This is a genomic window from Nocardioides sp. NPDC057772 (assembly GCF_042798075.1).
Lineage (GTDB): Bacteria > Actinomycetota > Actinomycetes > Propionibacteriales > Nocardioidaceae > Nocardioides.
In genome coordinates this window covers 1-11583 of sequence record NZ_JBHVKN010000164.1, presented here as the reverse complement: position 1 = coordinate 11583, position 11583 = coordinate 1, and the positions used below count along the sequence as shown (strand labels likewise).

The following is an 11583-nucleotide window of genomic DNA, read 5'->3' as shown; positions in this document are numbered from 1 at the left end:
CCGGCCGACGGCGCTGCCGACCGTCGTCGTCGACGACGCCCGGGCCGCGTTGCAGCGTCTGGCCGCCCATGTCGTCGCGCTGCTGCGCGACGAGCTGACCGTGGTCGCCGTCACCGGCTCCCAGGGCAAGACCAGCACCAAGGACATGATCGAGGCGGTGCTCGCGACCGCGGCGCCGACGGTCGCGACATCCGGCTCGTTCAACAACGAGCTCGGCGTACCTCTCACCATGCTGCGCGCCGACGCGACCACGAGGTTCCTGGTCCTGGAGATGGGCGCCCGCCACATCGGTGACATCGCCGAGCTGACCGGACTGGTCGCTCCCGACGTCGCCGTGGTCACCAACGTCGGCCGGGCTCACCTGGGCGAGTTCGGGTCGCGCGAGGCGATCGCGGTGGCCAAGAGCGAGCTGGTGCGGGGGATGGCGGAGGGCGGTACGGCCGTGCTCCACGCCGACGACCCGCGCGTGCTCGCGATGGGCGATCTCACCGACGGTCCGGTGCTGGCCTTCGGCGCCGGAGAACGGGCAGGGGTCCGCGTACGCGAGCTCTCGCTCGACCGGCTCGGTCGGCCCACCTTCACGCTCGGGCATCAGGGCGAGACCACCGTGGTCAGGCTCCCGTTCGTCGGCGCCCACTGGACGCTCAACGCCGCGGCGGCGGTCGCGGCCGGGCTGGTCGCCGGTGTCCCGCTCGACCAGGCCGCGACCGCCCTGAACACCGCCTCGATCTCGAAGTGGCGCATGGAGCTGCGCGCCCTGCCCGGCGGCGCGACCCTGATCGACGACTCCTACAACGCCAACCCCGAGTCCACCCGCGCCGGCCTGGACGCCCTGGCCTCCATCGACGCCAGACGTCGCATCGCCGTGCTCGGCGAGATGCTCGAGCTCGGCGAGGAGAGCCGGTCGGCCCACCACGAGATAGGGACGTACGCCGCCACCCGCGCCGACCTCGTCATCACCGTCGGCGAAACCGCCGCCGTCATCGCGGGCGGCACGGAGCGTGCCGGCGGCAAGGCACTCGCCCTGTCCGACAACGCCGCCGCGATCGAGTGGCTCCAAGGCCACCTCGCTCCCGGCGACGTCGTGCTGGTCAAGGCCTCACGCGGAGCCCGCCTCGACCAGGTTGCCGCGTCACTGATCTGACCGCTTCGCTGGCGGCAACCGACCCATCAAAGTAAAGATCTGTTCGCGGCCGTTTAGATTGCAGCCAGCGCGGTAGGAGTAGCAGAGCACCCACAATCTCGGGAGGACCGTTCGTTGCAAACCCCAGGCCAGACACACCAGGTGATCCCGCCGGTCATGTATCTGCCCGCATCCCCCGGCGGCGGAGCCAACGGCGAACCCGCCGAGATCGAGATGCGACGCCTGCTCGACGGGCGCGTCGCGCTCCTCGCGTACACCGCGCTGGATCGTCTGGCTGACTGCTGTGGATCTGAGCAGCCCTGGGTCCTCTACAAGACCGACCAGCTCGACGAGCTCAACAGGGTCAGCCCGTATGACGTCATCGTCATCGACCAGCCTCTGCCCGACGAGCTCCGGCGGGATGCCGCGTGAGCAAGGTACGGATCGACCCAGGTGACGGCGAGCAGATCGCGACCCTCCACAAGGAGGCGGCCTCGGGCATCGAGAAGACTGCATCCAACTTGCCTGGATCGGTCGATGCAGGAATCGCGTCGGCTCTGATCAGTGACATCCTGGCGCAGCTGACCGAGCACGCCGATCAGCTGTCGATCGCGAACGAGTCGGTGGGGAACATGGTCAGCAGCGTCGTCAAGGACCTGGACCAGACCGACGAAGAGGCCGCTGGCCCGCTCCGGCGCCTCGAGTCCAGCCTCAACGCCGGCGGCGAACACCCGAGGAACCGATAGCGATGGCGGGCATCGACACTCACATTCCCGGCAAGCCCGCCCAGGTCCGGTCCGCCGCTGACTTTCTGGGGAAGACTCTCAGGTCCGCAGTCGCGGATGCCGGGGAGGGCAGCAACCGGGCGCGTTCCAAAGCGCGCGACGGCTGGGAGGGCCAGTCAGGCGAGGCGTACGCCGGGCTGAGCCGTGAACTCGTCAAGGCAGCCGACCACCAAGAAGGGCACCTGAAGGAAGCGGGCCAGAAGTTCGACGCGTACGCCTACAAGCTCGAGGCCATTCAGAACCGGATGGCGGATCGGCGTACGCGTGCAACCGGTGGAGGCCTGATCCTGGCAGGCGAGGTCATCACCGAGCCGGCACCCGCACAGTCCCCCGGTGATCTGCCCGCTGGTTCGACTCCCGAGGAGTCTGCTGCCTGGGACCAGAAGAACGCCAAGTTCGAGGCGCAGAACAAGAGGATCGAGCTCTACAACGAGATCGCCAAGGAGGTCGAGGAAGACAACAAGGACCTTCAGGACTGGGTCGACTCGAACCTCAAGAAGTTCTGGAGCACGGTCGACGGCCCATCGCCGTTGGATGTGGTGATCGCCGCCATCAAGAAGCTTCCGCCGGCAATGACCGGGATGTACTTCGACACCAACGAGCGCCGGCTGACGAAGTACGCCAACCACACCCGCGCCGAGGCTGCCCGCTTGCGCAGAGAAGCTGACGAGGCCGTCAGGAATCGACGCTCGGGACACCCCGGTCGGCGAGCCGCAGGCGACGCCACCGACGTACGAGGCAACCGCGCTGCGGCGCGAGGCTTGGATGCTCTAGGCGAGGGTGCCGAGCGCTTTGCTCGTCGACTTCCCGTCATCGGAACCGTTGCCTCTATCGGGTTTGCCGCCGGCGAGATCGCAAATGGGGAGTCCCCGTCGAAGGTAGTCGTCGGCGAAGCTGCCGGTGTAGCTGGCGGTGCTCTTGGAGCCGCCGCAGTCGTCGGTGGTGCCGCGCTGATCGGCGTCGGCGCACCAGTCATCGCTGTCGCGGCTGGAGCGGCTGCGGTGGGTGTCGTTGTTGGTCTTGGGGCCGAATACGCTTACGAGAACTGGGTGTCAGATGAGACCCGCGAGAAGATCGATGATGGTCTGGAGGCTGTGGGCGATGCCATCACATTCTGGGATTGACGCAGCGCGAGGTAACCCGAACGGACGGTTCGTCGCGCCGCCTGTCCTGTCGAAGTCGGTGATTCGCGTTTACGCACTCATCGCGCTGGCGAGCGCTGGCCTCGGACTCGGCCTCTGGGTCCTCTGGATCTCGGGTTCGACCCCCGCTCGGATCGCCACCGCGCTGATGGCCGCTGTCGTCCTGTTTCCGACCGCTGCCCTGGTGCTGAGCATGGCACGCCGCCGCTCGGACGTCCTCGTGATCGACGAGAGCCCGGGTGAGGTCGTGTTGCGAGGGTCACGATTTTTCGCGCTCGCGCTGCTGATAGCGCTGGTCGGCATCATCTTCTATCCGGTCGCGCTTGGTGTGGCGGTCTTCCGCGATGGGGTCGACGAAGGCTCGACGACCATGTTCGGCGTCTCGTTCCTCGTCGCGTTGGCGTGCCTGCCGGTGCTCGTGATGGTGATGTTGGGCAAGTACAGGCTCAATCGCCTGGTCCTGAAACATGACCTGGTGACGTACCACGGCTATCGCCGCGCCTGGTCGGCACGGTGGGACGCACTGAACAAGGTCGAGATCACGTCTGAACCGAAGGTCCTGTTGCTCATTTCGGGACCAGACACCGAGATCCAGGTGCCGCTGGGCCTTATGGCCAGCGGTCCGGTTCCGCTCGCGGAGTACGTCGACGATCTGCTCCGTCACCCCGAGCGACGGCCCACCAAGTCTCCTACAACCTAGGGGCTGTCATACGCGAGACACCGACCTCAGGAGGTTCGCTCGAAGGTCGCCATCACTTGGTTGATCAGCTCGTCCGTCTGCTGGCGGTCGACCATTCCGCGGTGGAAGGTCCATAGGACGGTGATGAGCTTCCCGTCCTTCACTGTCCCGTAGTCATCCAGCCACTCGGCGGAGCTCTCACCACGAACGTGGTAGAACCGCACGCCGCCGAGTGTCACGTCCGGAAGCCGTTGGACCTTCATGCCCGCACTCTTGTGGAAGTCGGCTGCCGTATTGCCGGCGTCGTCGATGGCGCTGTCGGAGTCGATGGTGAGTCTGGACGAGAAGATTCCACCGCCGACAGAGACTCCGCCTTCTCGTTGAGACGGCCCAGAGCGCCGCAAGTGCCTATAACGATGCGGCCGCTCAGATGACCAAGAAGGCAGAAACCATCGAGGAGGCATGCAAGGCAATGTCGGTGGTCGCGCAGCGCTACGACCAGGCCAAGCAGAAGTACGACTTCCACGAGGCCAACCTGCCGACGTCCCACGGGCCGGCGCCGAGCGCGTCCGACCCCAAGTACTCGACCGAGGGTGTCACCGGGGCAGAGAAGGCGAGTCGCGAGAGTGCGTTGAGCGAGGCGAAGGCGCAGCATGCGGCGGAGGAGCGGGCGATCGCAGAGGCCGAGCGGGAGGCCGCCTTCCAGTGCCAGCAGGTCGATGACGGCAATCGGGAAGCCGAGCCCAAGGTTCGGGCGATCACCGAAGTGTCCTCCACGTCCTCCGGGACGAACGGAAGCAGTGCCGGCGGTTCGTCCGGCGGCTACTCCAGGCCGGGCTCACGCAGCGTGGTGAACGCTGCGCAGGCGAAGTACGACTCGGTGAGCCCCGGCACGCTCTACGCCGATGGCAACGGCTATGACATCCGGGCCGAGCAGCAGGAGATCATCAAGCAGGCCCATGCCGAGAACATCCCGGAGTGGGACAACGACGCGGGCATGTGGGTCAACTCGGATGGCTCTCCGTCGCCGGCGACGAGCTACGCCAGTATCGAGACGGCTGAGGGTCTGGCGCCGCTCGCCGGCGGTATCGGCGGAGCGACAGCACTCGGGATCGGGCTCGGCAATGCCGGGCTCGGCGTCGCTGCCGCCGCGGCGCTGAAGGCGAAGTTCGGTGCGGGCTCGGCAGCTGCCGCCGGCAAGGCCAGCGCTGCCGGAAGCCCGGCGAAGGCGACCGCGGGACGTACGGCCGCCGCTGCGTCGAGGGTCGGAGCTGGAGCCGCGGGCCAGGGTGCACGATCGGCGGGCGCCGGCATGCGGGGTGCCGGGGGCCGTGGTGCCGCTGGTGCGGGCAGCCGTGGCCAGATGCGCAGCGCGGGCGCGGGCGGGCGTGCGGGCGTTGGTGCCGGTGGCCGCGGCCGGGGCAAGGACAAGCAGAAGGGCGACCTGGACGTCGATCTGATGGCCGACTACTCCTCGGACTACAGCGACGAGGAGTACGAACGACTTCTTGCGCAGAAGCGTTTCGACGACGAGCAGAAGCGACAGATCCGCAGCCAGTCGGACGCCTAACGCATCATCCAGGCGCGGCAACACGGCCTGGTGCGGTCACCCCGACCGCACCAGGCGGTTGCTGTTGCTGGCCACCATGTTCGGCGCAGGTGTGACGCGACGACGTCGCCACCACGGCCACGACAGGATCGCGGCGGCGGTGGCGCCGCCGGCGTTGAGGATGACGTCGTCGACCGAGGAGACCCGGCCGAGGGGCAGCAGGTGCTGCAGGACCTCGATCGACACCGAGGCCGCGCCGGCGAGCAGCAGGACCCGCCACACCGAGCGGAGGGCCGGGAAGCGGATGGGCCCGAAGAAGCCCAGCGCGGCGAAGATCAGCAGGTTGCCGATCAGCCCGACGGGTCCCATGGTCGACATGTCCTCGAAGGGCACCAGGCTCACGTTGCCCGACAGGATGCCGTTGTTGCCGGGCAAGAGCGTCAGCGCCACACCCGGCACGGTGCCGTAGACGATGGCGACCTCCGCCACCGAGTGGCGCCAGGCCCGCCGCCAGGCGACGCCGAAGACCCGGCGCAACACGGCCAGCACAGGCACCACGAGCACGGCCACCGGAAGCGCCAGCACCGTCAGCACGACGACGCCCGTCTCCGTCAGCGCGCCCGATTCGTTCACGATCATCCGAGGTCCTCCCTGATCTTCCTGATCGACTCGTCCGTCACCGGCTCCGCCGCCTCATGTAGAGGTCGAAGGCGCGGTAGAGGATCGGCCGGAGCGGCAGGTCCCACTCGCCGACGTACCTCACCGCCTGCCCGCCGGTGCCGACCTTGAACTGGATCAGCCCGACGTGCGGGTCGTCGGCGGACAGGGTCGGGGTGATGCCCCGCAGGTCGTAGACGTCGCAGCCGGCGGCCAGCGAGTCGCGGATCATCGCCCACTGACACGCGTTGGAGCCGCGTACGTCCCGCTTCTGGCTCGACGAGGCGCCGTAGACGTACCAGGCGTGGCCGCCGACGCGGACATAGATCGTCGCGGCCACCAGGTCGCCGTCGTGACGGGCGAGATAGAGCGCGATCCGCTGTTCTCCATCTTCGGGGGAGTCCTCGGCGGACAGCGCGGCGAACATCTTCTCGAAGTAGGACAGGGGCCGCGGCGTGAAGCGGTCGCGCTCGGCGGTGTGCACGTACAGGTCGTGGAACGCCTTCAGGTCCTCGCCGCCGGCGGAGGTGGTGACCTCGACGCCGGCCTTGGCGGCCTTCTTGATGTTGCGCCGCCACAGCTGGTTCATGCCCCGTAGCACCTCGTCCTCGGAACGGGCGGTCCCGTCCGGGTGCCGCAGCCGGATCTCGTACGTGAACTGCGGCTGCCCCGCCCCGAACCCGTCCTCGGGGTTCTGCGGGATCCAGCCGGAGTCGCGGAGATACCGGGTCACCTCGGCGCCCACCGGGTCGGACCGCCCGGGGAGGTCGGTGAGCCGCACGACCTCGGGGTCGGCGATGCCCTCCTTCACCTGTGAAGCGCTCCAGGTGTCGGTCGGCACCGGGGGAGCGACCCGGATCGCGAACGCGCCCTGGGACCGCAGGTAGGAGACCATCGGCGGAAACCAGACGGTGAGCCCGCCGGCCCAGTCGATGTCCGGCCCCCACGGCAGGTAGGCGAGCGTGTGGCCCAGCCGCGGCACGGGGCGGTGCAGCACCAGGCCGCTCCCGACGAGGCGAGAACCGGCGAACCAGCCCAGCGACTCGCTGCGCCACTCCGTCTTCACGTCGGCCCAGGCCGGGGTCTGCAGGAAGCTGACCGACCGCCGTGACCGGATGTGGTCGAGGTGCTCGGCGGGGCTGATCGGTCTGACGGTGAAGGTCACCGTGCCAGTCAACCCGTCGCGATGTCGTCAGGGCGTATGGCATTTCGGATACGTCGGCGATATGTCAGCGACCTAGGATGCAGAGCATGCGGGTGCTGGTGGTCGAGGACGAGCCGTTGATGGCGGGAGCGATCCGGGACGGGCTGCGGCTGGAGGCGATCGCGGCCGACATCGCCGGTGACGGTGACACCGCCCTGGAGCTGTTGAGCGTCAACGCCTACGACATCGCGGTGCTCGACCGTGACATCCCCGGTCCCTCCGGGGACGAGGTCGCCAAGCGCATCGTCGCCTCCGGCACCGGGATGCCGATCCTGATGCTCACCGCGGCCGACCGGCTCGACGACAAGGCATCCGGGTTCGAGCTCGGCGCCGACGACTACCTGACCAAGCCGTTCGAGCTGCGCGAGCTGGTGCTGCGGTTGCGGGCCCTCGACCGGCGGCGCGCCCACAACCGGCCGCCCGTGCGCGAGATCGCCGGACTGCGGGTCGACCCGTTCCGGCGCGAGGTCTACCGCGACGGCCGCTACGTCGCGCTGACCCGCAAGCAGTTCGCGGTGCTCGAGATCCTCGCCTCCGCCGAGGGCGGCGTGGTCAGCGCCGAGGAGCTGCTGGAGCGGGCCTGGGACGAGAACGCCGACCCGTTCACCAACGCCGTACGCATCACCGTCTCCGCCCTTCGCAAGCGGCTCGGCGAGCCAGCGATCATCGCGACGGTGCCCGGCGTCGGATATCGCATCGATGTCGGCTCCTAGACGCCCGGGCATGAGCGTCCGGCTCAAGCTCACGCTGAGCTACGCCGGCGTCATCGTGCTCACCGGCGTGCTGATGCTCTCGGTGGTGTGGGTCTTCCTGCTCCGCTACGTCCCCGACGGGGTGTGGCTGGAATGGCCCGACCAGCCGGGGCGGCCGAGCGCGCCCTTCGTCCCCAACCGCTCCGACCTCGAGCGGGCCTTCGCCCCGCGGGCGGCGACGATGATGGGGTTCCTGATCGTGTTCGGGCTGGTGGGAGGCTGGATCCTCGCCGGCCGGATGCTCGCGCCGCTGACGAAGATCACCGAGGCCACCCGCACGGCGGCGACGGGGTCGCTCTCGCACCGGATCGACCTGGAGGGTCCCGGCGACGAGTTCCGTGAGCTCGCCGACGGCTTCGACGACATGCTCGCCAAGCTCGAGTCACAGGTCGCGGAGCAGCAGCGGTTCGCGGCCAACGCGTCGCACGAGCTGCGTACGCCCCTCGCCATCACACAGACCCTGCTCGACGTCGCCAGCAAGGACCCGAACCGCGACGTCGACGAGCTCCTCGGGCGGTTGCGGCTGATCAACTCCCGGGCGATCGATCTCACCGAGGCGTTGCTCGTGCTCAGCCGTGCCGACCGGCGCTCGTTCGTCCGGGAGCAGGTCGACCTGTCGCTGGTCGCCGAGGAGGCGGTCGAGACGCTGCTGCCGCTCGCCGAGCAGCGCGGGGTGCGGATCGAGACCTCGGGTGACCAGGCCTCGGTCAGCGGCTCGCCCGCGCTGCTGCTGCAGGTCGCGACCAACCTGATCCACAACGCGATCGTGCACAACCTGCCCGAGGGCGGGACGGTCTCGGTCACGATCGCCACCGGCGAGAGGAGCGTCGTCCTCACCGTCGCCAACACCGGTGAGAAGCTCTCCCGGGACCTCGTGGCCACCCTCACCGAGCCGTTCCAGCGAGGCACCCAGCGCATCCACGGCGACCACGCCGGCGTCGGGCTGGGCCTGGCGATCGTCAAGAGCATCACCCGAGCCCACGACGGCAACCTGGCCGTCCTCGCCCGCCCCGGCGGCGGCCTACGCGTCTCGGTCGAGCTGCCGCGGGACCTCTGAGCTGCCCGTCGGTGCCTCTTCGTCGGGGCTTTCGGGATAGAGGACGAGCACCAGGAGTACGCCGACGGCGGCCCCGGCCACCTGGGCCACGACGAAGGCCGGGGCACTGCCCGGGGCGATCCCGGCGAAGGTGTCGGAGAAGATCCGGCCGAGGGTGACCGCCGGGTTGGCGAAGCTGGTGGAGCTGGTGAACCAGTAGGCGGCGCCGATGTAGGCGCCGACCGCCGGGGCGGCGAGGGCGGCGCGCCCGGTGCGGACCAGGGCGAAGATGAGCGCGACCAGGCCCGCGGTGGCCACGACCTCGGCCAGCAGGTGGGGGCCGGTGGCCCGGTCCTTGGCCGACAGGGTCGTCTCGACGTCGAACATCAGGTTGGCCAGGAAGGCCCCGGCGATCCCACCAGCGCTCTGGGCCGCTGCGTACGCCCCGGTCTCGCGGAGGGTCAACCCGGTGCCGGTCCGGCGGCCGAGGAACCAGTCGGCCAGCGAGACCACCGGGTTGAAGTGGGCGCCGGAGACCGGGCCGAAGAGGAGGATCAAGGTCGCCAGGCCGAAGACCGTCGCCATCGAGTTCTCCAGGAGCTGGAGACCGACGTCACCGGGGGAGAGCTGCTCGGCGGCGATGCCCGAGCCGACCACGACGGCGACCAGCAGCGCGGTGCCCGTGAACTCGGCGAGCAGCCGCCTGGCCAGGCTCCTCATGCGGCCCCACCCAGAAGGAGTGCCTTGGGATTCGACATGTGCCTATATTGACGGATGTCGATGGACCCCGGGTGCCCGGGGGCGTTCCTCAGCGGCTTCTGGCTCCGGTGCGCAGCAGGTCGAGCGTACGCGGCTCGATCAGTGTGGAGAGGGCGACCACGCTGGTCGAGCGGACGACCGCGTGGGACTGGTCGATGCGGACGAGCACCTCCTGGAGCTTCGCGTGCGACCCGGTGGCGACCTTGCAGAAGACGTCGAAGGAGCCGGTGGTGACGTACGCCTCCAGCACCTCGGGGATCTCGGCGAGGTCGCGGCGTACGTCCTCCAGTGCTCCCTGGGAGATCTCCAGCGTCACGAAGGCCTGCACCGCGTGGCCGGCCGCGGCCGGGTCGATGGTCGGGGCCCAGTCGCGGATCACCCCGGCCTCGGCCATCTTGCGCAGCCGGCTCTGCACGGTGGCGCGGGCGACGCCGGCGACCCGGGAGAGCTCGAGGTCGCCGACGCGAGGGTGGGCGTGCAGGGTCTCCAGCAGGGTGACGTCGAGGTCATCGAGGTTCATGGCTAGATGGTAGTCAGATTGCCTAGTGATCGGAGGTCGCGGCTGGCCTGATCAGACAGATTGACCAGTGTTCAGTGATCAACTTGTTTGGTGTGCCTCGGCCCACTTGACTTGCCCGCATGACGCTTGCAGACACCCTCACCAACCAAGAGAAGCTCGCCGGACTCGGGCTGGCCGAGCTGGAGCAGCTCGTCGGCCTGGTGGCCTACGACGACAGCTCTGACCCGTTCCCGGTCACCGGCTGGGACGCGGTCGTATGGGCCGTCGGCAACGCCACCCAGACCGCCCACTTCTTCCAGAGCGCCTTCGGTATGGAGCTGGTCGCCTACTCGGGCCCCGAGACCGGCAACCGAGACCACCACTCCTACGTGCTGCGCAGCGGGGGAGTGCGGTTCGTGATCAAGGGCGGAGTCGCACCCGACAGCGAGATCATCGCCCACCACGCCCGCCACGGCGACGGTGTCATCGACATCGCCCTCGAGGTGCCCGACGTCGACCGCTGCATCGAGCACGCCCGCTCGGCCGGTGCGACGGTGCTCGAGGAGCCGCACGACGTGACCGACGAGCACGGCACCGTACGCATCGCCGCCATCGCCACCTACGGCGAGACCCGCCACACGCTCGTCGACCGCAAGGCTTATGACGGCCCCTACCTGCCTGGCTATGTCGCTCGCACCTCGACGTTCAAGAAGCCCGAGGGCGCGCCCAAGCGCCTCTTCCAGGCGCTCGACCACGTCGTCGGCAACGTCGAGCTCGGCAAGATGGACGAGTGGGTCGACTTCTACGGCCGCGTCATGGGCTTCACCAACATGGCCGAGTTCATCGGCGATGACATCGCCACCGACTACTCCGCGCTGATGTCGAAGGTCGTCGCCAACGGCAACCACCGGGTGAAGTTCCCGCTCAACGAGCCGGCGATCGCCAAGAAGAAGTCGCAGATCGACGAATACCTGGAGTTCTACCAGGGCCCCGGCGCCCAGCACCTCGCGCTGGCCACCGGCGACATCCTGGCAACCGTCGACGCGCTGCGCGACGCCGGGATCGAGTTCCTCAACACCCCCGACTCCTACTACGAGGACCCCGAGCTGCGTGCCCGGATCGGTGAGGTGCGCGTGCCGATCGAGGAGCTGCAGAAGCGCGGCATCCTCGTCGACCGCGACGAGGACGGCTACCTGCTGCAGATCTTCACCAAGCCGATCGGCGACCGGCCCACCGTCTTCTTCGAGCTGATCGAGCGCCACGGCTCCCTCGGCTTCGGCAAGGGCAACTTCAAGGCCCTCTTCGAGGCCATCGAGCGCGAGCAGGAGCGCCGCGGCAACTTCTGATCCCACCTCCATTCTTTTCGTCAATTAATGACGGGCCGACTCGACTGGTGTC

14 protein-coding genes are annotated in these 11583 nt (G+C 68.7%); 9 read left to right on the top strand and 5 right to left on the bottom strand.

Annotated elements, in window-relative coordinates; genetic code table 11:
* From murF to ACFVJS_RS21360, 5 genes are all read left to right on the top strand, one after another.
* Positions 1-1144 (top strand): UDP-N-acetylmuramoyl-tripeptide--D-alanyl-D-alanine ligase (gene murF / locus ACFVJS_RS21380; RefSeq protein WP_378884587.1); only part of this gene is annotated, 1144 nt, incomplete at its 5' end.
* Positions 1145-1300: 156 nt separating this feature from the next.
* Positions 1301-1555: an SAV_915 family protein gene (locus ACFVJS_RS21375; RefSeq protein ID WP_378884584.1), complete on the top strand. Its 255-nt coding sequence runs from the start codon at positions 1301-1303 to the stop codon at positions 1553-1555.
* The gene (locus ACFVJS_RS21370) at positions 1552-1869 is read left to right on the top strand and encodes a hypothetical protein (protein WP_378884581.1); all 318 of its coding nucleotides are present in this window, start codon (positions 1552-1554) and stop codon (positions 1867-1869) included. Before ACFVJS_RS21375 ends, ACFVJS_RS21370 begins: the two co-directional genes overlap by 4 nt.
* A gap of 2 nt (positions 1870-1871) precedes the next feature.
* A complete protein-coding gene (locus ACFVJS_RS21365; RefSeq protein WP_378884578.1) occupies positions 1872-3032 on the top strand; it encodes a hypothetical protein in 1161 nt (386 codons plus the stop codon).
* Positions 2989-3750, top strand: coding sequence for a hypothetical protein (locus ACFVJS_RS21360; protein ID WP_378884576.1), 762 nt, complete (start codon positions 2989-2991; stop codon positions 3748-3750). The genes ACFVJS_RS21365 and ACFVJS_RS21360 overlap by 44 nt, the downstream gene beginning before the upstream one ends.
* A gap of 26 nt (positions 3751-3776) precedes the next feature.
* Here ACFVJS_RS21360 and ACFVJS_RS21355 read toward each other — a convergent pair whose 3' ends face one another.
* Positions 3777-3992 carry a hypothetical protein gene (locus ACFVJS_RS21355; protein WP_378884574.1) on the bottom strand — a complete coding sequence of 72 codons (216 nt, stop codon included), beginning with the start codon at positions 3990-3992 and terminating at the stop codon, positions 3777-3779.
* A 167-nt stretch (positions 3993-4159) separates the two neighbouring features.
* Here ACFVJS_RS21355 and ACFVJS_RS21350 point away from each other — a divergent pair, with 167 nt between their 5' ends.
* Complete coding sequence (locus ACFVJS_RS21350) at positions 4160-5299, top strand: hypothetical protein (protein WP_378884571.1); 1140 nt, start codon at positions 4160-4162, stop codon at positions 5297-5299.
* Positions 5300-5335: 36 nt separating this feature from the next.
* On the opposite strand, the gene ACFVJS_RS21345 is transcribed toward ACFVJS_RS21350, so the two are convergent.
* Positions 5336-5917: a VanZ family protein gene (locus tag ACFVJS_RS21345; RefSeq protein ID WP_378884568.1), complete on the bottom strand. Its 582-nt coding sequence runs from the start codon at positions 5915-5917 to the stop codon at positions 5336-5338.
* 37 nt (positions 5918-5954) lie between these two features.
* A complete protein-coding gene (locus ACFVJS_RS21340) occupies positions 5955-7100 on the bottom strand; it encodes a lipid II:glycine glycyltransferase FemX (RefSeq protein WP_378884566.1) in 1146 nt (381 codons plus the stop codon).
* Positions 7101-7186: 86 nt separating this feature from the next.
* Here ACFVJS_RS21340 and ACFVJS_RS21335 point away from each other — a divergent pair, with 86 nt between their 5' ends.
* Together ACFVJS_RS21335 and ACFVJS_RS21330 are read left to right on the top strand one after the other, a co-directional pair.
* Positions 7187-7852 (top strand): response regulator transcription factor, encoded by a 666-nt coding sequence (locus ACFVJS_RS21335; protein ID WP_378884563.1) that lies wholly within the window; start codon positions 7187-7189, stop codon positions 7850-7852.
* A 10-nt stretch (positions 7853-7862) separates the two neighbouring features.
* Complete coding sequence (locus ACFVJS_RS21330) at positions 7863-8948, top strand: sensor histidine kinase (protein ID WP_378884560.1); 1086 nt, start codon at positions 7863-7865, stop codon at positions 8946-8948.
* Here the strand turns inward: ACFVJS_RS21330 and ACFVJS_RS21325 are convergent.
* A complete protein-coding gene (locus ACFVJS_RS21325) occupies positions 8913-9647 on the bottom strand; it encodes an aquaporin (RefSeq protein ID WP_378884557.1) in 735 nt (244 codons plus the stop codon). The two genes, ACFVJS_RS21330 and ACFVJS_RS21325, sit on opposite strands and share 36 nt — an antisense overlap.
* Positions 9648-9735: 88 nt before the next feature.
* Positions 9736-10206 (bottom strand): Lrp/AsnC family transcriptional regulator, encoded by a 471-nt coding sequence (locus tag ACFVJS_RS21320; protein WP_165108642.1) that lies wholly within the window; start codon positions 10204-10206, stop codon positions 9736-9738.
* Positions 10207-10325: 119 nt separating this feature from the next.
* Here ACFVJS_RS21320 and hppD point away from each other — a divergent pair, with 119 nt between their 5' ends.
* Positions 10326-11531, top strand: a complete 1206-nt coding sequence (gene hppD / locus ACFVJS_RS21315; protein ID WP_378884555.1) for a 4-hydroxyphenylpyruvate dioxygenase — start codon at positions 10326-10328, stop codon at positions 11529-11531.
* Positions 11532-11583: the final 52 nt, after the last annotated feature.